This is a genomic window from Serratia sp. T13T92, assembly GCF_047530105.1.
Taxonomy (GTDB): domain Bacteria; phylum Pseudomonadota; class Gammaproteobacteria; order Enterobacterales; family Enterobacteriaceae; genus Chania; species Chania fonticola.
In genome coordinates this window covers 31305-53589 of sequence record NZ_JBLJAK010000010.1, presented here as the reverse complement: position 1 = coordinate 53589, position 22285 = coordinate 31305, and the positions used below count along the sequence as shown (strand labels likewise).

General features: G+C 52.8%; 26 protein-coding genes and 1 tRNA gene. 12 read left to right on the top strand and 15 right to left on the bottom strand.

Annotated elements, in window-relative coordinates; translation table 11 throughout:
• Positions 1–66 precede the first annotated feature (66 nt).
• Entirely contained in the window at positions 67–363 is a 297-nt protein-coding gene (locus tag ACMV5I_RS12350) for a YfcZ/YiiS family protein (protein WP_021806065.1), read from the bottom strand.
• Between the two features lie 407 nt (positions 364–770).
• Between ACMV5I_RS12350 and fadL the strand changes: the two genes are divergently transcribed.
• A complete protein-coding gene (gene fadL, locus ACMV5I_RS12345; protein WP_121607428.1) occupies positions 771–2093 on the top strand; it encodes a long-chain fatty acid transporter FadL in 1323 nt (440 codons plus the stop codon).
• 80 nt (positions 2094–2173) lie between these two features.
• Here fadL and ACMV5I_RS12340 read toward each other — a convergent pair whose 3' ends face one another.
• The 12 genes from ACMV5I_RS12340 to ccmA form a co-directional block, all read right to left on the bottom strand.
• A complete protein-coding gene (locus tag ACMV5I_RS12340) occupies positions 2174–3961 on the bottom strand; it encodes a flotillin family protein (RefSeq protein ID WP_414824468.1) in 1788 nt (595 codons plus the stop codon).
• A gap of 51 nt (positions 3962–4012) precedes the next feature.
• Entirely contained in the window at positions 4013–4639 is a 627-nt protein-coding gene (locus ACMV5I_RS12335) for an OB-fold-containig protein (protein ID WP_202727476.1), read from the bottom strand.
• 326 nt (positions 4640–4965) lie between these two features.
• Positions 4966–5727 carry a phospholipid-binding lipoprotein MlaA gene (gene mlaA / locus ACMV5I_RS12330; protein WP_024485089.1) on the bottom strand — a complete coding sequence of 254 codons (762 nt, stop codon included), beginning with the start codon at positions 5725–5727 and terminating at the stop codon, positions 4966–4968.
• A gap of 34 nt (positions 5728–5761) precedes the next feature.
• Positions 5762–6976 carry a c-type cytochrome biogenesis protein CcmI gene (gene ccmI, locus ACMV5I_RS12325; RefSeq protein ID WP_414824467.1) on the bottom strand — a complete coding sequence of 405 codons (1215 nt, stop codon included), beginning with the start codon at positions 6974–6976 and terminating at the stop codon, positions 5762–5764.
• Positions 6976–7443 carry a cytochrome c-type biogenesis protein CcmH gene (locus ACMV5I_RS12320; RefSeq protein WP_021178626.1) on the bottom strand — a complete coding sequence of 156 codons (468 nt, stop codon included), beginning with the start codon at positions 7441–7443 and terminating at the stop codon, positions 6976–6978. The genes ccmI and ACMV5I_RS12320 overlap by 1 nt, the downstream gene beginning before the upstream one ends.
• Positions 7440–7991, bottom strand: coding sequence for a DsbE family thiol:disulfide interchange protein (locus ACMV5I_RS12315; RefSeq protein ID WP_021178627.1), 552 nt, complete (start codon positions 7989–7991; stop codon positions 7440–7442). The genes ACMV5I_RS12320 and ACMV5I_RS12315 overlap by 4 nt, the downstream gene beginning before the upstream one ends.
• On the bottom strand, positions 7988–9958 hold the full coding sequence (locus ACMV5I_RS12310; protein ID WP_414824465.1) for a heme lyase CcmF/NrfE family subunit: 1971 nt from the start codon (positions 9956–9958) through the stop codon (positions 7988–7990). The genes ACMV5I_RS12315 and ACMV5I_RS12310 overlap by 4 nt, the downstream gene beginning before the upstream one ends.
• Positions 9955–10449, bottom strand: coding sequence for a cytochrome c maturation protein CcmE (gene ccmE, locus ACMV5I_RS12305; RefSeq protein WP_024529171.1), 495 nt, complete (start codon positions 10447–10449; stop codon positions 9955–9957). Before ccmE ends, ACMV5I_RS12310 begins: the two co-directional genes overlap by 4 nt.
• Positions 10446–10697 (bottom strand): heme exporter protein CcmD, encoded by a 252-nt coding sequence (gene ccmD / locus ACMV5I_RS12300; RefSeq protein ID WP_065683034.1) that lies wholly within the window; start codon positions 10695–10697, stop codon positions 10446–10448. Before ccmD ends, ccmE begins: the two co-directional genes overlap by 4 nt.
• Complete coding sequence (locus ACMV5I_RS12295; protein ID WP_021178631.1) at positions 10694–11431, bottom strand: heme ABC transporter permease; 738 nt, start codon at positions 11429–11431, stop codon at positions 10694–10696. The genes ccmD and ACMV5I_RS12295 overlap by 4 nt, the downstream gene beginning before the upstream one ends.
• Before the next feature lie 116 nt (positions 11432–11547).
• Complete coding sequence (gene ccmB / locus ACMV5I_RS12290; protein WP_414824464.1) at positions 11548–12207, bottom strand: heme exporter protein CcmB; 660 nt, start codon at positions 12205–12207, stop codon at positions 11548–11550.
• Positions 12207–12839, bottom strand: coding sequence for a cytochrome c biogenesis heme-transporting ATPase CcmA (gene ccmA / locus ACMV5I_RS12285; RefSeq protein ID WP_414824502.1), 633 nt, complete (start codon positions 12837–12839; stop codon positions 12207–12209). The genes ccmB and ccmA overlap by 1 nt, the downstream gene beginning before the upstream one ends.
• Before the next feature lie 236 nt (positions 12840–13075).
• On the opposite strand from ccmA, the gene ACMV5I_RS12280 reads away from it, so the two are divergent.
• From ACMV5I_RS12280 to ACMV5I_RS12230, 11 genes are all read left to right on the top strand, one after another.
• On the top strand, positions 13076–14014 hold the full coding sequence (locus tag ACMV5I_RS12280) for a formate/nitrite transporter family protein (protein WP_414824463.1): 939 nt from the start codon (positions 13076–13078) through the stop codon (positions 14012–14014).
• Positions 14015–14109: 95 nt separating this feature from the next.
• On the top strand, positions 14110–14961 hold the full coding sequence (locus tag ACMV5I_RS12275) for a MurR/RpiR family transcriptional regulator (protein ID WP_174334839.1): 852 nt from the start codon (positions 14110–14112) through the stop codon (positions 14959–14961).
• 297 nt (positions 14962–15258) lie between these two features.
• Positions 15259–15690, top strand: a complete 432-nt coding sequence (locus ACMV5I_RS12270) for a PTS sugar transporter subunit IIA (protein ID WP_161712959.1) — start codon at positions 15259–15261, stop codon at positions 15688–15690.
• 11 nt (positions 15691–15701) lie between these two features.
• Positions 15702–16175, top strand: a complete 474-nt coding sequence (locus ACMV5I_RS12265) for a PTS system mannose/fructose/N-acetylgalactosamine-transporter subunit IIB (protein WP_024485100.1) — start codon at positions 15702–15704, stop codon at positions 16173–16175.
• Positions 16176–16213: 38 nt separating this feature from the next.
• Positions 16214–17002 (top strand): PTS mannose/fructose/sorbose/N-acetylgalactosamine transporter subunit IIC, encoded by a 789-nt coding sequence (locus ACMV5I_RS12260; protein ID WP_071684095.1) that lies wholly within the window; start codon positions 16214–16216, stop codon positions 17000–17002.
• Complete coding sequence (locus tag ACMV5I_RS12255) at positions 16999–17850, top strand: PTS system mannose/fructose/sorbose family transporter subunit IID (protein WP_074030642.1); 852 nt, start codon at positions 16999–17001, stop codon at positions 17848–17850. The genes ACMV5I_RS12260 and ACMV5I_RS12255 overlap by 4 nt, the downstream gene beginning before the upstream one ends.
• A gap of 11 nt (positions 17851–17861) precedes the next feature.
• Positions 17862–18914 carry a tyrosine-protein phosphatase gene (locus tag ACMV5I_RS12250; protein ID WP_414824462.1) on the top strand — a complete coding sequence of 351 codons (1053 nt, stop codon included), beginning with the start codon at positions 17862–17864 and terminating at the stop codon, positions 18912–18914.
• Positions 18915–19151: 237 nt separating this feature from the next.
• A tRNA-Arg gene (locus ACMV5I_RS12245) sits at positions 19152–19226 on the top strand.
• 262 nt (positions 19227–19488) lie between these two features.
• Positions 19489–19749: a type II toxin-antitoxin system RelE family toxin gene (locus tag ACMV5I_RS12240; protein ID WP_414824501.1), complete on the top strand. Its 261-nt coding sequence runs from the start codon at positions 19489–19491 to the stop codon at positions 19747–19749.
• Positions 19750–19817: 68 nt separating this feature from the next.
• Positions 19818–20177, top strand: a complete 360-nt coding sequence (locus tag ACMV5I_RS12235; RefSeq protein WP_261457362.1) for a helix-turn-helix domain-containing protein — start codon at positions 19818–19820, stop codon at positions 20175–20177.
• Positions 20178–20403: 226 nt separating this feature from the next.
• Complete coding sequence (locus ACMV5I_RS12230) at positions 20404–20943, top strand: DUF2058 domain-containing protein (RefSeq protein ID WP_065683030.1); 540 nt, start codon at positions 20404–20406, stop codon at positions 20941–20943.
• A gap of 171 nt (positions 20944–21114) precedes the next feature.
• Here ACMV5I_RS12230 and ACMV5I_RS12225 read toward each other — a convergent pair whose 3' ends face one another.
• On the bottom strand, positions 21115–21324 hold the full coding sequence (locus ACMV5I_RS12225) for a glycogen synthesis protein (RefSeq protein WP_237737087.1): 210 nt from the start codon (positions 21322–21324) through the stop codon (positions 21115–21117).
• A 158-nt stretch (positions 21325–21482) separates the two neighbouring features.
• Positions 21483–22283: a molecular chaperone gene (locus ACMV5I_RS12220; RefSeq protein ID WP_202672940.1), complete on the bottom strand. Its 801-nt coding sequence runs from the start codon at positions 22281–22283 to the stop codon at positions 21483–21485.
• Positions 22284–22285: the final 2 nt, after the last annotated feature.

The following is a 22285-nucleotide window of genomic DNA, read 5'->3' as shown; positions in this document are numbered from 1 at the left end:
TAGGGGGTAAAGCGGTGCAGATACTAGCAGGGGCGCATATTACGCCCCTACGGGATCGGGTCGGGATTAACGCAGGCCGAGCTGGAAGATCATGGTTTCTGCCTGGCAAGAGAAGGTGAAATCCACATCCAATTGCACGCCGCCGTCAACCGGTTTAATGCTACTGCTGATGTCACAAGGATCGGACTCCACGCCGCGCGCCTTTTCAGTCAGTGCTGCCAGGGTTTGCTCTGCATCTTGCTGATTGGCAAACACTCGGCTGTAGGAAGCGGTGCAATCGGTGTTATCCATCACGGTTCCGACATCGACACAGCAGCAGGCCGCAGTTTCCTGAGCGTTACATTTATTGATTGCATCTGACATAGTTGAAATCTCCTCACGGGCCGCGGTTAAGCTCGCCCAAATAGCCATTTATGATCTGGCGCAAATAAACAAAATTCTGTGTTTATTTTACTCCTCGGGCTTGCCAATCACTAGCCTTACTTTTTGTAAGCATTTTAAGTGACGGAAATCACATAACTAAATCGCCCTGCGGTAAAAAAACATAAGAGTTTTGTTATGTATCGGTCGTTTTTTGTTATGTGGATCTCTTTTCTGATATCAATTTGGAAATATTTCAAAAACAAACTTGCAACATCTTAACAGGTCGGACCTATAATTCAGCCACTGGTCTGATTTGTCAGATTGATAACGGACCCTACAATCGCGCGCTCCATGTTACGTTGTGTAACATTGTTTAAATAATAAACACATAAAATGAGGTTTTGGTCATGAGCCAGAAAAACCTATTCACTAAATCAGCTCTCGCAGCTGCAGTGGCAATTATTTCTTCAAACGTATATGCCGCAGGATTCCAGCTGAACGAGTTTTCGGCGGCTGGTTTAGGGCGAGCCTATTCTGGCGAAGGCGCAATGGCGGATACCGCTGCCTCGGCAAGTCGTAACCCGGCAACCATGATGATGTTTGACCGCCCTTCTCTCACTGCGGGCGCCGTTTTTATTGACCCAGACGTTAACATTACCGGCACCTCACCTTCAGGCCGCAGCCTGGATGCGAAGAACATTGCCCCGACCGCCTGGGTACCCAACCTGCACTACATTCAACCGCTGAATGACCAATGGGCAGTCGGCGCTTCCGTGACCAGCAACTATGGCCTGGCCACCGAATACAACGAAGGCTACACCGCTGGCTCCGTCGGCGGTACTACCGACCTGACTACCGCCAATATCAACCTGAGCGCCGCTTACCGTCTGAACCAACACTTCAGCTTCGGTCTGGGCTTTGATGCGGTGTATGCCAAAGCCAAAATCGATCGCTACGCCGGTGATTTACCACTGCTGATCGCAGGTTCAGGACAACTGCCTCCGGCGCTGGCTGGCCAGGTAGCTCAAATCCCTGCTGATACCCAGATTTCTCATCTGGAAGGCAATAAATGGGGCTATGGCTGGAACGCGGGCGTCCTGTATGAAGTGGATGAAAACAACCGCTACGGCTTTACCTACCGTTCTGAAGTGAAAATCGACTTTGACGGTGACTACAGAAGCAGCCTGCCTTCTGCCTTTAATCCTCTGCTCGGCAAACTTGGCCTGCCAATGGGAACCGACGGCAACAACGTCCCAGGTTCTCTGACCCTGAATCTGCCAGAAATGTGGGAAGTTTCCGGGTATAACAAAGTGGCACCACAGTGGGCGATCCACTACAGCATGGCCTACACCAGCTGGAGCCAGTTCCAGGAGCTGAAAGCGACCGACAGCAACGGTAACACCCTGTTCCAGAAGCATGAAGGCTTCCGTGATGCTTACCGCATCGCGCTGGGTACTACCTACTTCTACGACGATAACTGGACCTTCCGTGGCGGTATCGCCTTCGACGATAGCCCGGTACCTGCGGAAAACCGCTCTATCTCGATCCCGGATCAAGATCGCACCTGGATCAGCGCCGGTACTACTTACGCGTTCAATAAAGATGCGTCTGTCGACGTCGGGGTGTCTTACATGCACGGCCAGAAAGTGACCATCAACGAAGGCCCATACACCTTCGAATCTAAGGGTTCAGCTTGGTTGTACGGTGCTGGCTTCAACTACCGTTTCTAATCTGTCTTCCTAAACAGAGACGTAAAAACGGCGGGATAATCCCGCCGTTTTTTATTCTATTAACCCCATCCAGTCGTAACTCAGGAAAGGCTTACCGTCGTGATGCTGTGCTCAGTTGACGGTGCGTACGACTCCGGTTTTTGTTCCGCAATTTCTTCCTGTACGACTACAGCGTCAGGCTCCGCCAACGGAGCAACTGGCTGTGCCTGCGGTAAAGCCGCGGTCAACGCCTGCAATGAACCGCCGCTGATACCGATTTCCTGTAGCAGGGAGTCGATAACCGGGGCGTGCGTGCGGTAAGCGAGCGCGGCAGACATCGCCTGCTCGGCCAGGTTGCCGCCGCCGACCGAAGCCGCCGTCGCACCTGCAGCACCGCCAGAACGGTTCAACCCATCAACCTGCAGGATCTTGATGCCGTCGATAGCCTTCATCGGCTCAACGGACTTCTCGATAATCGCCGGCAGTGCCTGCAGCAACGCCAGTTTGAACTTCAGGCTGGTCTGATCGCTGGAAAGCATGTTGACCGCTTCGTTCAACGCGCGCTGGGTTTCCGCCTCTGCCAAGCCTTTCTTACGCGCGGCTTCGGCCAGTTCAATGATGGCTGCAGCCTGCAATTCAGCCGCCTCTTTCTCCGCACGGGCTTTCAGCGTCAGTTGCATCGCCTCGGTTTCCGCCCCTTGACGGGCTTCGATCAGAGCAACCTGTTTAGCACGATCGGCTTCGGCGGTCTGGCGCGTGGTTTCCACGTTTTGCTCCGCTTTCACCGCCTCGGTCAACGCGTCATTGGCGCGCGCCTGGGCCTGGGACTGTTGCTCAGACTTGGCAGCAATGGCGATGGCCTTATCCTGTTCGGCAATTTCCGTCACTTTTTTCTGCTCGATGGCAGCCATTTCCGTGACTTTATTCTGCTCGATCTCTTTGACGCGGATTTCACGCTCCGCCTCTACCTTACGGGTCCGTACCGCCTGCTCACGCTCGATTTCCGCCTCCTGAATCTGGCGCTCGGCGGAAATGCGGCTCTGCTCGGCCTCGCGGCGGCGTTCCGCTTCGAAGGTGGCGATCCGGGAGCTTTGCTCGGCGCTGCGGGTTTTGACCTGCTGCTCCTGCTCAAGCGACATGAAGGCTTCCTGCTGCTCGATCTCCAGCTTGCGTGACATGGCATCGCGGTTTTTCTCGCGTACTGCAACCTCCACGTCTTGCTCAACTTCGTTACGCTCGCGGCGACGGCGTTCGGTTTCCTGCGTCAGCTTGGTCAGACCTTCGGCATCGAAGGCGTTGTTAGGATCGAAATACTCTTTCGAGGTCTGGTTAAAGTTGGTCAGCGATACGCTTTCCAGCTCCAGGCCGTTTTTCGCCAGATCTTCAGATACCGTGCTCTGCACGCCCTGCACGAAGTTTTCGCGCGTGTCTTGCAGGTCTTGCATGGTCATCTGCGCTGCGGTGGAGCGTAAGGCGTCGACAAACTTGTCTTCCACCAGTTGGCGCAGATCTTCCGGTGACAGCGTACGCTGGCCCAAAGTCTGTGCTGCAGTGGAAATCCCTTCAATGGTCGGTTGCACGCGGACAAAAAATGCCACCACCACGTCCACGCGCATTCTGTCCTTGGTGATCAGGCTGTCGTGCATGGCACGGCTGACCTCCAGTTTCAGGGTCTTCATGTTGATTTCAACAATCTCATGAAACACCGGCAGGGAGATAGCACCACCGCTCAGCACGACCTTAAGCCCGCCCAGACCGGTACGCACCAACGACTGTTCCGCCGAGGCGCGGCGATACAGGCGTGAAAAAATCAGTCCGATGATCAGCAGGACAACAAAGATGCCACACGCAATCGAACCCCAAAACGTAAGACCATCACTAATTATCACCAGGGTTACCTCTCCATAAGCATTATCAAAATAATTCCGTTAAAACCGTGTTCACAGCAGGTCCGGCCAAGGGTTGGCGCTGCCGCTGAATCGGGATCCGGAGATGCGCGCCGTAACCAGCACCTTGGCTCCACGCACAAAGGCGACATCCTCCTCATCCGGCTCGATCAAAATGTAATGGGTACGCCCGTGCTCGTCAGTCAACCTGGCTTCTGCCGGGGAGCCAGCCGTGGCCGTTGCGCTGGTCATAATTGCCATCCGACCAATAAAGCTGTCTGTGGAAACTGCGCTGCTTTCGTCACGTGGCAAGTAGCGAGCAATGCCACGGCCACACCAGCGCACGCTGAATACTGCGACAATAAAGGCAACGATCACCGCCAGCCACACCGGTAGTTCACCGCCTGCCAACCATTGCAGTATCAGGCCACTCAGTGAAAAACCGCCGAGAAACAGCACGATGATGACCAGCAGCGGCAGGCGCCCGATATGCAGCCAGCTCAGACCATGGGCGAAAACGTTCTCACCCAGGGTAATATCCGGATGGGAGTCTATAGCGGCATCGAAATGGCTGGAAAGGGAAGCACCGAGAAACACCGCCAGCGTTTCCAGCACGCCGATAAACAGCAGCAGGAGCAGAGCGATCAAGAAAGGGGCATTGCCTGAAGAAAGTAGGTCCATATTGGCGTTCTCCGTGCGCATCACAGCGAAAATATCGCGGCAGCAGAAAACCGGTAGGAAAGAGGGTACAAAACGCGGTAAAGGATGATGCTGTAATCCGCTATAAACGATCCTTGTTCCACACCAGTCGGTTACCAAGCCACGGGCTCTGCCTTCCATGTAACCAGCGGCAGTCGCCTGGCGCAGATTTTAGCATTTACTGCCCCGCCATCCCAGAAAATCCTTAGTAAAAATGATTATCATTTGCATAAAAAAAGGATCCCTAGACTCCAGGATCCTTTTTCAAATTCTATTCACCGCAGGATAAGTTGAAAAAAACCTAATCCTTAGTTGGCAGAGTCAATCTCGTCCAGATCGCCCTGGATCGCCTTGGCATTCGGGTTTTCCTGCGGCTTGAGCACTCCGCCATTCGCCAGGAAGTCATGGCGTTGGAAATAGGCGTCACGCATCATCGCATAGGGATCGGAAGAGTTGCGCAGCAACCCATCGGAATCCAGCAGTTGAGCACGGGTTTCAACCCCTTCCACTACCCATTTACCCGCCGACATCCAGAAGGTGAGATAGCTCAGCACCGGATAAACGCTATCCGCCCAGTCGCCACCGTCTTCACGAATGGTGAAGCTGCCGTAGACCGGTAAGTGGACATACGGGCCGTAACCGACGCCGTAGTTCCCCAAGGTGCCACCGAAGCGGCGTGGTTCTTCACGCGCCAGTTTCGGGTTGGCCATACCGGCCACGTCGATCAGCCCGCCCATCCCCAACAGAGTGTTGAGGAAGAAACGGTTGAAGTGCTTCATGCCCTGATAAGGATTACCACGCAGAAATTCGTTCACCATGCTGGCTGGCTCTTCCAGGTTGGAAGTAAAGTTGCTCAAGCCATTACGCGCAGGCGTCGGGACGTAATCGCGCCATACCACCGCGACCGGGCGCAGCACGTAGGGATCCATCACGTTATAGTTGAAGTTAAACATCGCCCGGTTAAACCCTTCAAGAGGGTCGGAACGCCCTTGCGGATCGTCACCAGGCGAGCTGGCACAGCCTACCAATAACACCGTTGCGAAAGCCAGCCCAGTCAGGCGAAAGTTCATATTTATCTCCATGAAAACCCTTGGATTCTTTTTATCAGGGAACCTGTTTATCAATCTGAACGCTGACCTGTTCCTTGCCGCTATAGGCTTGCAGCGTACTATCGCCAAACCAGTCGCCCGCCTGCGGCGTTGCCAGACCATCCTGTGAAAGCCTGACGTGCACCTTCACCTTCTGCTGAGCCGAAAGCAGACGCTCAGGCATCATGGCGTTGCTGTCATCCAATGTGAATGATAGCGGGAAACGACTCAGTGGCAATTGCTTAACCGCTACCGGCACCGGGTTGGTGCCATCGGTAACCGAAACGATCAGCGTTCCTTGTTGTGGTAATGCTTTTGCCGCCTCTGGCGACAGCGTGACAGTGACGGAGAGTTTAACAGTTTCTGCGCCCACCTGAACTTTTGCTTGTTCAATGCTGCGCTTTATCACTGCAACACGCTGGTCATCGGCGGGTAACAGTTTCAACATTACCTGCCAGGCACCGATCGCCTGTTGGTAATCGACCTGCTCAAAGGAGTTGAACGCCAGCAGGCTCAGGACGCGCACGTTGGTGTGATCTTCTGCCACCATGGTACGCAGCATCGCAGTCGCCTGCTTGTTGTCTTCCGGATCGCCAGAGCGCGTCAGCACTTCGGCATAGCCCAGGCGCACTTCCATATTGCTCGGATCCAGACTGTAAGCATGAGCAAAGGCCTGCGTCGCGGTGGTGGCATTATTCAACGCCATCCCGACACGGCCAAGCATCATCCAGTCGTTCAGATTCCGATCATCGTCCTGCAACGAGGTGCGTAAGCCCAAGCCAAGACGAGCGATCTCTTCCATGCTCAGCGGTTGGGCTCGTTCATTGGCCACCCGCGCGCGCAGTTCCGGCATTTGGGATTCTACCTGATGCCAGGCCATAACCTGAGCCAAACCGCCAGTTTTCAGATAAAAGCCAACCGACACCACCACCAGCACCATCACGCCAGGCACTAGAGCCCAACGATTGATGGGCCGAGCAGGCTGCTCATCCGGTTGCCCAGGGATATCGTTCAGCAAGTTCTGTTGCAGCTCTTTGACCAGTTCAGGGCGTTCCGCTACCACCCCTTGATCTTCATCTTGCGCCAGCTCGTCAAGGCGATCCTGGTAGAAAGCCTTGTTGAGCGTATCGCGGCTGGCCGCCGTACTTTCTTTGCCTTGGCGCATCGCGGGTACGACCAGCAACGCGCTCGCACCGACCAACAGCACTATAATTATCAGCCAAAAAGCCATTAGGGTTTCTTCCTGTCAGTCTCTTTCAACAACGCCGCAAGACGCTGCTGCTCCTGCTCGGAGAATTCCTCGTTGACTACGCCCGCCCGACGTTGACGGGTACGCAGTATCACCACCGCCCCACCAATCAGCACAAACAGCAGCGGCCCGACCCACAAGATCAAGGTTGCTGGCGTCACCGGGGGTTCATAGGTCACAAAATTACCGTAGCGCGCCACCATATAGTCGATGACCTGCTGCTTGTCTTGCCCCTGCATCATCAGCTCATACACCTTGGTGCGCATATCTGCCGCGATGATGGCGTTGGAATCGGCAATGCTGTTGTTCTGGCATTTCGGGCAGCGCAGCTGTTCGGTCAACTCACGGTATTGCTGTTCCTGCTCTACCGAATTGAATTTGTAGGTATCGATGGCCGCAGCAGCACTCCAGCTTAGCAATGCCGCCACCAGTAAGGTTATCAGCCTCATGCGTCGCCCCCATATTTACGGTACAGCGGTAACACTTCCTGCTGCCAGACTCGCTCGTTCATGTCCCCGGCGTGACGGTAGCGGATAATACCTTCACCGTCGATCAGGAAGGTCTCAGGTGCGCCATACACGCCGAGATCCAGCCCCAGCATGCCGTCACCGTCGTACAGGCTCAGCGCATAAGGGTTACCCAACTGATTGAGCCAAACCACCGCCTTCTGACGATCGTCTTTATAGTTTAGCCCGACTACGCGGATGCCTTTGGCCGCCAGAGTATTCAGATACTCGTGCTCCGCCCGACAGGTGGGGCACCAGGTCGCCCACACGTTCAGCAATATCGGTTTGCCAGTGCGCAGCACCGCCTGATCGAAGGTTTTACCTGGATGTTCCAGGGATTCCAACTTGAAGGTCGGCACCGGTTTACCAATCAGCGCAGACTCCAGCATGGTGGGATCTTCCCCGCCGGCGTTACGCGTCAGCTGCACCAACAAAGCCACCACTAACAGCAGGAACAGGATTAACGGAATAAATAACAGTTTGCGGTTCATGCCTGCCCCCCTTGTTTGGCTTCACGTTTGAGTTTTTTGCTCATGCGATAGCGCGGATCGAGAATACACAACACGCCGCCAATCGCCATAAACACCCCACCGAACCAGATCCAGCGGACAAAAGGTTTGTAATAAAGCCGCACAGCCCAGGAGCCATCGTCCAGCTCTTCACCCAACGCGGCGTACAGATCGCGCGTCAGGCCACCGTCGATGGCGGCTTCCGTCATCATGCTGCGCGCCACGCTGTAATAGCGTTTTTCCGCACGCAAGGTGGCTTCCGCCTTACCGTTGCGGGTAACATCGATAATCCCGACTCCGCCGGTATAGTTTGAACCGCGGATATCGTGAACGTCGCGGAAGATGAAGCGATAGTCGTGAATTTCCACGCTATCACCGGCCTTCATGCGCACATCACGCTCAACGCTGTAGTTTTGGCTGAAAGCGATCCCGATCACCGTGACCGCCACGCCAAGATGGCCTAACACCATGCCCCAATGGCTACGGGAAAGGTGTTTGAGCCCCTGCCAGAAACCGTGGCGATGAGTGGCTCGCTCGTGCAGCTCCATCAGGGTCAGCAGGATCACCCAGATGGCCATGATCAACCCAACCACCGTCATGCCGACGATACTGTCTTGCAGCAACCAAGGCAGCAGGATTGACAGCACCAGCGTGATCACCAGCGCCACGCCCAGGCGACGCCAGAGCTTGGTGGGTTCATCACGACGCCAGCGCACCAACGGCCCGATGCCCAACAGCAGCGCCAGCGGTGCCATCAGCCAGGTAAACATGGTGTTGAAGAAAGGCTCGCCGATGGAAATACTGCCCAGCCCCAACTGTTTATGCACCAACGGCAACAAGGTCCCCAACAGCACCACCAGCATGGCGGCGATCAGCAAGACGTTGTTGCCCAAAAGGAAGGTTTCCCGCGAGAAGGTTTCATGCTGCACCCGGCTACGCACCTGCCCGCCCTTCACGGCATACAGCAACAGCGAGCCGCCAATCACGATCACCAGATAGGCGAGGATAAACATCCCGCGCGCCGGATCGGAGGCAAAGGAGTGAACGGAAACCAGTACGCCGGAACGCACCAGGAAGGTGCCCAACAGACACAGGGAGAAGGCCGTGATCGCCAGCAGCACCGTCCAGGCTTTGAAGGTCCCGCGTTTTTCGGTGACCGCCAGCGAGTGCATCAAGGCCGTACCGGCCAGCCAAGGCATAAAGGAGGCGTTTTCGACCGGATCCCAGAACCACCAGCCGCCCCAGCCCAGCTCATAGTAAGCCCATGCTGACCCCAACACGATGCCCATGGTCAGGAAGACCCAGGCCGCCGTGGTCCACGGACGCGACCAACGAGCCCAGGCCGTATCGAGCCGCCCGGCCATCAGTGAGGCAATGGCGAAGGCAAAGGCCACCGAGAACCCCACGTAGCCCATATACAGCAACGGCGGGTGGAAGATCAGCCCGATATCCTGCAACAGCGGGTTAAGGTCGCCCCCGTCGATCGGGAAACTCGGCAAGGTGCGGGTAAACGGGTTGGAGGTCATAATGATGAACAGCAAGAACCCGGCGGTGATCATCCCCATCACCGACAACACACGCGCCACAGCATCCTGCGGCATTGCACGGCTGTATATGGCAACAGCCAGTGACCAGCAACTCAGCAGCAGCACCCACAGCAGCAGGGAACCTTCGTGCGCTCCCCACGTTGCCGCAATGCGGTAATACACCGGTAGCTTGGTGTTGGAGTTGGCTGCTACATAGGAGACGGTAAAGTCATTGGTAATAAACGCATACACCAGGCAGGCAAATGCCAGGGCGATGGCGATAAACATGCCATAGGTTAACGGGCGGGCTACCGCCATCATGCGCGTATCCTGGCGCGCCGCTCCCCATTGCGGATAAATGCTCAGCAGCAATGAAATCGCCAACGCCAGGCACAGCAGAAAACTTCCAAGTTCCGGCATCATGACTTATTGCCCCCGTCCGGCGAATTGCTATAGGTAGCGGCCGGGCTTTTATGATTCTCTTTCATGGCATCCGCAACTTCTGGTGGCGTATATTTTTCATCGTGTTTGGCCAATACTTCGCGCGCATTGACCACGTTACCTTCCCCCAACACGCCTTGTGCCACTACGCCTTGCCCCTCACGGAACAGATCCGGCAAAATCCCGTTGTAGGTTACTTCGATGGCCCCGCGGGCGTCATATACCTTGAAGCTCACCTGCAGGCTTTGCTGATCGCGTTTGACCGAGCCAGGCATCACCATGCCACCGATACGCAGACGCTGTCCCACCTCCGGCTTTTCATGTTTTTCGCCCTTGCCTTGCAGGATCTCGCTCGGGGTATAGAACAGGTCGATATTCGAGCGCAAGGCATACAGCATCAGCGTGGCGGTAAGCGCGACGCCAATCAGTACGACAATGACCAGATAGAGGCGGCTTTTACGACGTGGATTCACTGTGATTTCTCCCGCGAGTTAACAGACTGCGGTGTGGCCGCTGCTTGCTTTGACTGTTGTGACTGACGGATACGCCGTTCACGTGACGCTTGGCGGCTGACTTCGGCCAGTAGCTGCTTGCGCTGCCACAGGGTGTGGACCAATAACCCCAGCAGGGAAAGCAGGGTTGCGGCAACGGCCAACCAAACGTAAAACGCGTAACCGCCCATGGCGAAAAACGCCTGCCAGGAACTGAATGCAGCATTCATGACTGACGCTCCTTGTTAACCAACTCGGCGACCCAAGGGCGCTGACGTTCCTGGAAAAGGATCAGGTTGCGCAGGCGCATCAAGGTCAGCGTAATAAAGAACAACAGGTAACCGAAGATCGCCCAACGCAGCGGGTAACGCATACTTGGCGCAATGCTCTGCTGCATATTGGTTGAGCCCTGGTGGAGGGTATTCCACCATTCGACCGAGAAGTGAATAATCGGAATGTTGATCACCCCCACCAGCACCAGAATACCGGCGGCTCGCCCGGCCAAGCGGCGATCGTCGAAAGCGTTATACAGAGCAATGATGCCCATATAAAGGAACAGCAACACCAGCTCCGAGGTCAGGCGTGCGTCCCACACCCACCAGGTGCCCCACATCGGTTTGCCCCAGGCAGATCCGGTGACCAGTGCAATAAAGGTGAACACCGCACCGACCGGAGCCATGGCCGCGACCACGGTATCGGACATTTTCATCTGCCAGACCAGGCCGATAAACGCCGCAATCGCCATCGAGCCATAAATGCCCATCGACCAGATGGCCGCCGGAACATGAATGTACATGATACGGAAGCTGTCACCCTGTTGATAATCTTTAGGTGCGAAACCAAAGCCCCACACCCAGCCAACCAGCAGACAGATGGCGCCCGCTATCCCCAACCAGGGGACAAAGCGGCCACAGACATGGTACAGCCGTTCCGGCTTGGCAAATTGATGTAACCATTTCCACATTGTCGTCATTGCTCACGGTAAGAAATCATTCGGTAGCCGCTCCCTGATGGCAGGACGGCGAAAGTCTTGCGCGCGGAAAAGCTCTTAGAGGCATTCATCCGCGATTAAATTTCCGGCTAGTGTACGCTTACACGCAACGCAGCTGCGGTGGCAAAAGGTGCCAGCGTGATGCTGCCCGCCAGCATCGCGCCCAGGATGGCCAGATAACCGTCGATCGGCATCCCCATCGAGGCGGCATCTATCGCCGCGGTAGCGAAAATCAGTACCGGAATATACAGGGGCAGCACCAGCAAACTCAGCAGCACGCCGCCTTTGCGTAGCCCCACCGTCAACGCCACCCCGATAGCGCCAATCAGGCTCAGCGTTGGGGTGCCCAGCAGCAGGGTCAGTGCCATCGCCATCCAGGTATTCACATCCAGCGACAGCAGCAGCGCCACCAGCGGTGACAGGATCAGCAACGGCAACCCGGTCACTACCCAGTGAGCACCCACTTTGCCTAACACCGTCATTGGCAGTTGCGTTGGCAATAACAATAACTGTTCCAATGAGCCATCCAGGTAGTCATCACGGAACAATCGCTCCAGCGAAAGCAACGAGGCTAACAGCGCCGCTACCCAGATAATCCCCGGCGCAATTCGCGCCAGCAATTGCGGTTCTGGCCCAACGCCCAACGGAAACAGCGTGATCACGATCAGGAAGAACCACAGCGGGTTGACGATCTCGGAGCCTTTACGAAAGGCAATTTTCAGTTCCCGCCGCAGTATGATGAAGAACATCAGGCGATCTCCGCGCTGGTCTGTGTCAGGCGAATTTTCCTTACCGCCTGCCGTGTTCCGGTTAAATCTTGATGCGTCGTTAGCAGCACCATACCGCCCTGTTGCGCATGTTGCTCAAACAGCGCGGTCAGCTCCATCACGCCCTGCTTGTCTATGGCCGTCAAGGGTTCATCCAGGATCCACAACGGGCATTTGCTGAGCCAGAGCCGTGCCAGCGCCACGCGCCGCTGCTGCCCGGCGGAAAGCTGCGCCACCGGCAAATCCTCATAACCGACCAAGCCTACCTGCTCCAACGCCTGCCAGATGGCCTGACGATCGGATGACTGGCTAACGGCCTGGTAAAACTGCAAATTCTCAAACGGGGTCAGCATGGATTTAATTCCCGGCTGGTGCCCCAGAAACAGCAGATCCAGATGATATTGCTCACGGCGATGGCGCGTATTTTCGCCCTGCCACAGCACTTCCCCCGCGTCTGGTTGTGCCAACCCGGCCAAAATGCGCAGCAAGCTGGTTTTGCCAGCCCCATTAGGGCCTTCCACCTGAATAATGTCCCCCGGGCTCACCAAAAAACTCAACCTGTCAAACAGAGTACGTTCATCTCGTACACAACTAAGATTTCTGGCTTCCAGCATGGAGGACTCATATTTTTCTTTGGGATAGCGAATCATAGCATAAGCCACAGTGCGCTCGAAGCCCGCAGCCTGGCTTGGATGTACTCCATTAGGGGTAATATTGCGCATCAGATCAAAATTGCGTAGAAAAAATCAGCAACGTTAAAATTTCGTTACTTTTTAATCATTTTTCCGGCGCACTTTCCTTCGCTCCATCAGCAACTACGCTTAGTTATCAGCCAATAGGAGAATGACCATTGAGCGTAAAACCAGATCGTCCAGCCAACAGCGATGAAAACAGCGTCAAGGTCGAGAGCGAAGAGCACGATCGGGGCAAATCCACCATTGAGGTCGATGAGGAAAAACTGCCCTCACGCGCCGCTGCCGTGCATGAACAAATCCGCATGGAAGGGGAGAAAGAACTGGAGCGTGACTGGCTAGCGCTATTACTGTCGGCCTTGGCGGCTGGCTTGTCGATGGGGGCTTCCCTGGCGGCGAAAGGGATTTTTCACGCACGGCTACCGGACGACCCAAGCCGGTTTTTTATCGAGAACATCGGCTATACCTTCGGCTTTATCATCGTCATCATGGCTCGCCAGCAGTTGTTTACCGAAAACACCGTCACTGCGGTGTTGCCCATCATGCATAAACCGACGCCGAAGAACTTCGTCATTCTGTTCCGCCTATGGGGGATAGTGCTGTTGGGGAATCTGATCGGCACCGGCCTGGCCTCGCTGGCGTTTATCCATATGCCTATTTTTGATGAGAATACCCGTGCGGCCTTCACCAGCTTGTCACAGGAAATCATGCATAACACCCCGGGAGAGATGTTTGCCAACGGTATCCTTGCGGGTTGGATCATCGCCACGATGGTGTGGATGTTCCCTTCGGCCAGGGCCGCCAAGATCTGGGTGATCGTGCTGATGACCTACCTGGTGGCGATTTGCGATCTTACCCATATCGTGGTCGGTTCCGTCGAGATCCTGTACCTGGTGTTTAGCGGCGCACTTCCCTGGCAGGAGTTCTTCTACCCGTTCGCCATCCCGACGCTGGCGGGCAATATCATCGGCGGCAGCTTTATCTTCGCCCTGATCAGCCATGCGCAGATCCGTAACGATATGAGTGACAAGGCCAAGGCCGAACGGCTAAAGGCTCAGCAGGAGAAAAAACCGAAGGAAGATACGGATCGCCAGTAAGACTTGCCGCCGCCAGCGATTCGCCGTTTGATAAGGTTGGTGCGAAATTGTATTATAAACAACGAATAACATTCTTACCCGGCGAAAGGTGTTAGATGTTCGACTTAAAACTTAGAGAAGTCAGCAACGGATTATCGGCGAAAGAACGTGGCGTAGCCGAGTATATTATTGCGAATAAACAGTCGCTAAAAAATATGAGTATCCAGACGCTGGCAAAAGCTAACAACGTCAGCACCACCACCATTCTACGTCTCTGCCATAAGCTGGGGTATCAAGGATTTAGCGATCTTAAAATCGATTTGATCACCGCGTCGGGTTCCAGCAAACAAGATAATGTGTTGCAGGAAGACATTAATCTGGATGACTCAATAGAAACGGTAAACGGCAAAATTCACCTGATAGAAAAATCCTCTATTGATGAAACCCACGCCATGATGAATAGCGAGCAGTTGGCCAAAGCCAATGAGCTCATCAGAAATAGCAATAAAGTGGTGATCTATGGTGCAGGCAGTAGCGGACTGGTAGGTAAAGAGCTCGAATACCAGTTAATCAAGATAAAGAAAGACGTGAGCTGCCACCTGGACTACAGCATTCAATTTAGCATCGTCAATACCCTGGATAAACACGATCTGCTGATCATTATCTCCCACTCCGGTGAAAATCAGGATGGCGTCAAGTTGCTGACCCTGGCGCAGCAGTTGGGTGTCCCTTCTATCGCCATCACCAAAATGGGCCAAAGCCGCATCTCTGGCTTGGCCGATGTGCTATTGCACACCATTTCCACGGAAAGCGTTTCCCGCCTGATCCCTATCCGCTCCAAGATTTCACAGCTTTCGGTGATTAATATGTTGGTGACTAACCTGTTTATCCAGCAGTACGACGAGCGTTTATTAAAGCAAACCCAAACCCGCGCAGAACGTTTTTACAACCAAAACAACAAGCCTTAACCAGGCTACATCCCCTCGCCGGGTTAAAAATGTAGGGGCGCTGCATGCCGCGCCCGCTCATACAATCCGCACCTTCTCCCCCTACCTATTCCTTATCTTTGGTCCCCACATCCCCATCTCCTCCTCAAGCCAAAAACAGCCTTCCAGGCAGCATTAACCACCAAAGGGTGATCGGCTTCTCAGAACGCAGAAAATCCACTTCTCAAGGTGTCCATTTCAATTTAAAGGTAATAGTATTACTAAAAAATAAAACACACAAAGTAACAATGTTACACAAAGGATTATCCAGGAGAGACGATGCAAGCTGAGATCCCTGTCATATTAGTGAGCCACGGCCCCTTTGCCCAAGGTGCGCTGACCTGTGCCGAGATGCTGATCGGTAAGCAAGAAAACGTTGCGGTGGTCTCCATTCAGGAAGACACCAATATCAGTGATGCGCGCGTCACGCTATTTGACACCTATAAATCGATTAACCAGGGCAATGGAGTGGTGATCCTGGTGGATATGATGGGTGGCTCGCCGTGTAATTTGTCTTGCGAGCTGTTGTTAACCCATGATGACGTGTTGTTATTCTGCGGTTTTAATATTCCGACCCTGCTTGAAGTTTTCAGCAATCGCGAGTTGCCATTAAATGAGATTGGAACCGTTATCGAGGAGGTTTTTCCAAATAGTTGCTTCAACGTTGGGAAGGTCTTACAAGCCGAGCGGGAACAGTCAAACGAACTTTAAGGAAAGATACCATGCCAATTAATTTAGCCAGAATTGATGATCGCCTTATTCACGGCCAGGTGATCACCACATGGGTTAAAAACCATGACATTGAACAGATCCTGATTATTAATGACAAGGTTGCCGGTGATAGCGTTCAGCAATCGGTGATCACCATGTCAGCACCACCTGAATTAAAGGTTCAGGTGTTTGGCGTACAGAAGTTTATCGATGTACTGAAAAAGGCAGAAATTAAAAGACGCACCATGCTGCTGTTTACCAACAGTGTCGATGTCCACGCGCTGGTAGAAGGTGGGCTGAAAATCGACAAGCTGAACGTGGGTGGCATGAGAATGCAGGAAGGCAGAAAGAGCCTTTCGCGAGCCGTTGCGGTAACACCAGAAGAAGAGCAGGCGTTTAAATCGCTGATTGCCAAAAATATTGCGGTAGAAATACAAATGGTGCCGAAAGATCCCATTGTGGAACTGAAAACATTGATCGATTGATTAGGTAACTTTTTACGTAATCGCTGGGGGATACAACGATGTTAATGGAAGCAATCTTGGTGGCCATTTGGGCAGGTATCTGCTCAATGGATGACGTAGGGCCACAAATGCTGCGGCGGCCGTTGTTAACCGGCACGGTAGCGGGCATCATCATGGGGGACATGGTTCAGGGGTTGGCGATCAGCGCCACGCTTGAACTGATGTGGATGGGCATCGGTAACGTAGGCGCCTACTCTGCTCCCGATATCATTGCGGGATCGATCATCGGCGTCGCTTTGGGTATCGCCTCCAAAGGCGGTATTGCCGCGGGTATCGCGCTGGCAGTTCCGGTCTCTATTCTTTGCCAGCAACTGCTGATCGTCTGGCGCTCTTTTGCCAGCTTCTTAAACGTCTGGGCGGAGAAATCCATTCAATCGGGGGACTATCAAGGCCTGGTCAAGGTCCACTATTTCTCGACGCCGCTGTGGTTCTTGATCCGTGCCGTTCCCTGCTTCCTGGCAATCTACTTTGGTGGGGACCTGGTCAGCAAAGTGTTAGAAGCCATACCGGCCAGCATTTTAACCGGCATGGGCGTGGCGTCTAAAATGATCCCAGCCATCGGCGTGTGTATCTTATTGCTGATGCTGTTAAAGGGCCGGATGTGGTTCTTCTTCCTGCTGGGCTTTATTCTGACCACCTATTTAAAGCTGCCGATTATCCCGATTACCTTTATCGCCCTGGCCTTTGCCGTGCTTTATGACATGGCTTATACCAACGGCATGAATACTCCGGCACCAGAAAAAAGCAAAGCGACCGCAACGGACACTGAAGAAGAGTATGACTTATGAACGAGACAATTTCATATCATGGTGTGAGCCCCACCACTCAGGAAAAAAAGCTGACCAAGGCCGATTTAAACCGTATTTTCTGGAATATTCAGACTATGTCATTCTCATATAACTATGAGAAGCTGCAAACTATTGGCTTTGCGCATTGCATGATCCCGGTGCTCGACAAGTTGTACGCCGATGCCGATAAAGAAACGCGCGTACGGGCCATGAAACGGCATCTGGAATTCTACAACTCACAGATTAACACCGGCGCACTGATTTTGGGCGTTACCGCCGCGCTGGAAGAAAAAACCACAGAAGAAGAGAAAGAAGCGGTAGTTTCTGTTAAGGCCGGTTTAATGGGCCCGCTGGCTGGTTTAGGCGATAGTCTGTTGAAATTCACCTGGCTGCCGATCTGCGGCAGTATCGGTGCCGCATTTGCCCTACAGGGTAATCTTATCGGCCCGATACTGATGTTTATTCTCTTTAACCTGGTCAACATCGGCTCGAAATATTTCTTTATCCATTATGGCTACAACAAAGGCGTGGATTTAATCGAGCAGTCGAAAAACTCCAACATCATTCAACGTATCTCAAACGTGGCCAACGTGGTGGGCGTGATGGTGCTAGGCTCGCTGATAGCCACCACCGTCAAGATATCGACCCCCTTGGTGATCGCGGTTGGCGAGCAGTCGATAAAAGTCCAGGAGATGTTTGACAAGGTTGCGCCTAACCTGCTGACGTTACTGTTCTCCTTGGGCATATTCTTCCTGGTCAAAAAGTTTAAAGGAAAATATACGGTGTCACTCATCATTGCAATGATGGTGTTCGGCGTCATTTGCTCCATGTTTGGCATTTTAAGTTAAAGGGAATAGTGATGAATTCGAAGATTCAGTTATCCGTCAGCAGAAAAAACAAGACCCAGCTCGAGATAAGCTTTAATTCAGATGCAGGCCCGGTGTCGCTATACTGGACAAAAGATAATGATGCCAACAGTCAGGAACGCTATTTAATTACGGACAATGCCACTAGCCCCTATTTATTGGACGATCCGTTAAAGGCCGAACAGCGCGTTTATTTTATTATCGAGCAGGGAGGCCAAACTTATCTTGCCGCAGAAAGGACCCTTCCCGTTGGCGGATTAAATAACTTCCGGGATTTTGGCGGCTACGTGGGTACCGGTGGCAAACAAGTAAAATGGGGAATGCTGTACCGTTCGAACCATTTACACCACCTCAGCCCGCAGGCCATGGCATACATCGAATCGTTGCAGATTCAGACCATTATTGATTACCGCAGTGCCAATGAGATCGCCAAAAGCCCCAACGATACTGTTGGAGAGAAAAGAACCTATCACCTGGATGCGGCAGCGCAAACCGCAGAGCTGGCGGCCCAGTTTTCTGCCGAGCCCAGTGACGAAGATCGCATGCTGATCGAAAGCGTTATGCGCGATATCCCTGCAGAACTGATCAATGGGCAAGGCGCACAGGTTTTAGAACAATACAGACACTTCGTGACCAGTGACAAATCTAAAACAGCGTTTAAGGCCATGATTGAGGTGTTGTTAGATAAAGACAACAGCCCACATATTCAGCACTGCCGTGGGGGCAAAGACCGCACGGGCTATGGCGCTTTATTGGTTTTATCCATGCTGGGGGTTTCAGAGGATGACATTATTGCCGATTACATGCTAACCCAGGCCAACCGCATGGAGCGCAACGAGGTAAAAATGGCTGCCTACCGTAAAATAACCGACGACCAGAATGTGCTTGATTACCTGCATACGCTGATTGATACGCGCGAATCCTTTATTGTTGAGGTGTTCAACACCATGAAACAACAATCTGGTAGCGTTGCGGGTTACATCAAGCAGGAATTAGGCTTTACCGACGCCGACTTTAGCAAGATGCAGCAAAACTTTTTAATCTAACCCCTTAGAACCAGACAACTCCTTGATACCACGGCGGCAGCTGTGGGGCACTGTTATATGCCTCACTCCTGCCGCTCGCCCTTCCCCAAAGCGCCTGACTTCTGCCGCAAACGCATATTGATGGGCGACTAACGGCAAGAAATGGGCTAAAAACAGAGAAAACCGGTTACATTTCAGACGATCAGGCCAATAACCTCTTAAACCCAAGCGTAAAAATGGGTATACTGCGCCCGCTGTGTCCCCTTAGTTAAATGGATATAACGAGCCCCTCCTAAGGGCTAGTTGCAGGTTCGATTCCTGCAGGGGACACCATGTTGATACGAACCGAATCTCCCCCCACGCGAACAAAATCCAGTCACGGCCCCCTAAATACGGCCCATGTTGCCAGTTCATAGATTCGGCAATCCGTTATCCAGCATGCAATACCATCTCATTATCCCGACCAACTTTTCCTTCTTGCGAAGCACATCGCAAATATCGTATTTAAATCGTATTTTTGTTGAGTTTACCGCAATTAAATCTTATTATCTAATCGACCAGTAAGGATAGCGCTCCTTAACAAAATGAGGAAATGATGGTTACGGTTCAATGGACGAAGAAAGCACTTAAACAGTTGCTGTCAATCGACACCAGGTACCGCAAAGCCATCAGTGAGAAGGTTAACCAACTTGAAGACTTCCCGGCCGTCAAGCTCGATATCAGGAAGCTCCACGCAGCTGATAACCAGTTCCGGCTAAGAGTTGGAGACTATAGAGTAATCTTCGAAATCACTGACGGTGAACCGGTCATCTGTGAGATTGCCGCAGTTAAGCGTAGGTCATCGAAAACGTACTAAGGCGGGAAAACCCGCCCTTTCCTCATATGACATGTAGCTATCTAGAGTAAAACCAGGAGTAACCGAAAATGGCAGTGCAAATTATCCGCAATGATAAAGGCGAACCACAGTATGCCGTGGTGCCCTATAGCGAATATGAAAAACTGATTAACGCAAAAAATGAATGGGAAGATGTGCCCTACACTGCCTCAAAATCCGATGATGTGACCGTGCCTAACGCGATCGTCAAGATCATGATTGATCAGGAAGTTTCACTTTTGGCGGCCTGGCGGATCTATCGGGACCTGTCTCAGTATGATGTGGCCGAAAAACTCGGCACCACCCAATCCACCGTTTCGCAATGGGAGGCATCAGACCGCCCTCAGAAGCGTACCCGTGAAAAACTAGCGGCGCTGTATGATTGCTCCCCCGAGCAGTTGATCCCCTAATCTTGCTCAGTGTCGGGGTGCTGCAATGCTCCGCCCTTTAGATAACCAATGGGTTAACTCAGGCTGAACATGTTCGACCCCTACACAAATCAGCAACCATGCTGCCGCTGAGGTCAGGATATATAGCATTATCAATATGATGTGTGACCTGCTCCCGCTACCTAGCACAACCTCGTAGGTTAAGGGTATAATCCAAGGCATTATTTAATCGGTTTCGGAAACGAACATGGCAAAGCTAACATTACAAGAGCAGCTGCTTAAAGCTGGATTGGTCAACAGTAAAAAACTGGCGAAAGTGGAAAGAACGGCTAAAAAATCGCGGGTTCAGGCTCGTGAGGCAAGAGAGGCCGTGGAAGAAAACAAAAAGGCACAGATTGAGCGTGATAAACAGCTGAATGAGCAGCAAAAGCAGGCCGCCTTAGCTAAAGAATATAAAGCCCAGGTTAAGCAGCTTATTGAAATGAACCGGATCGTTATTTCACATGGCGATATTGGCTATAACTTCACAGATAATAATTTAATTAAAAAAATATATGTGGATAAGACGACTCAATCTCAATTGATTAGTGGCCGCCTTGCCATTGCTCGTCTGATTACCGATAAGAATCCTGATGGCGAATACGCGATTATACCCGCGATCGTGGCAGATAAAATTGCGCAGCGTGATGCGAGCAGTATTGTATTAAATGCCGAACTGAGTAAAGAGGCTAAAGATGAAGAAGATCCGTATGCCGATTTTGTCGTGCCTGATGATTTGATGTGGTAAACAAACTTTCCAGATGCTTATAGCGCCAGCCCACAAGCAACAACGCCCCTTGAGTTCAACCGCAGGGGCATTCCGACCTATCTTTTCGTCTTTCGAAGTAAATCACACAAAATCGTATTTAAATTAAAAAGTTAAATGAAAAAGCCCCGAAAACGGGGCCTTGGGGTGGATTCAAACGGGCTGGGCCTGCTTTTTATAGATGGAACGGTAATGATTTAGCCGTTCAAAAAAGTTGTCGCTCTGTTCACGCGACATATTACCCGCCACGCCGTTAGCATCGACTTCACGCCCCTGAAACTCCAAGAATGCCACCGTAGAAGCGAGAAAATCCATGTTGCTGGTGTTCTTGGCATAGACATAGCACTTTTCCAAAGTTTCCATGATCTCCTCCTCAACGTTTACAGTAAAGTTGACGTGCCACAAGCAGGATGACAATCGCTCGTTAAATGTGCTGCATCTCTAAGAATACTAGCAAAGCCTGAAAAATATACGCCATACGTGCGGTGTGATTAAAAAGCGGGCAGAGATCGCAGAAATATCTAGCGCGGCAAGGACGATTGCGCAGCTAGCAAGGCTTGCTCTGCCGTAACCACAGAGCCAAAGTCGTCAAGCACCGAGTAAAACACCTTCATGCCAGCATTCACCGGGCCTTTAGCCGCAGTTAAGGCAAAATCAGCCTGCCCTTTTGGGCTTACCATGCCATTTTCCGGCACCAGGGTAACGACGGCCTGCTGCTTATCACGCCCCACCGTCATTTCTAGTAATGTCTGGTGAAAAGGCGTGGGGTTGCTGACTACCAACACCGGGTTACCGCCCTGTTTTGCCAGGCTAAAGCGTAACTGATCCTGAACGTTAGCCGTGTTCATCGTCTGCAACGACCGTGGCCGATAGAACAGTTTTATCCGGGTTCTGAACGCCATCTGCATCTGGCTGGCCGTATTGCCGGCCACTTTCGGCGGGATCTCCAACACGTTAAGCCAAAACACCGACTCACGATCGCTCGGCAGCGTGTGTTCTGCCCCGGTAAACAACACTCTCAGACGCTGTGCCCGCTTCCCGTCCAGGCGCAAGATCGGCGGCGCTACGGTAAACGGCGTGGCGATTTTCTCCGGTGCCGCCTCACTATCACCATTGTCCACCCAGACTTGCAGCAACACCGCAGAGCGGCCCTCGTTGGTCACTCGCAGCGTCGCTTCCTTATCCTTGCCATTGACAATCAGGCGCGTGGCTCCCAGGTATATCTCGGCGTGGCTCAGTGGGATAAATAAGGCCATCACCGTAATTAATAGCCAACGGCCAAGCCTGCGATATTGTGGCGTGAAACCATACATAGCTGCCATTT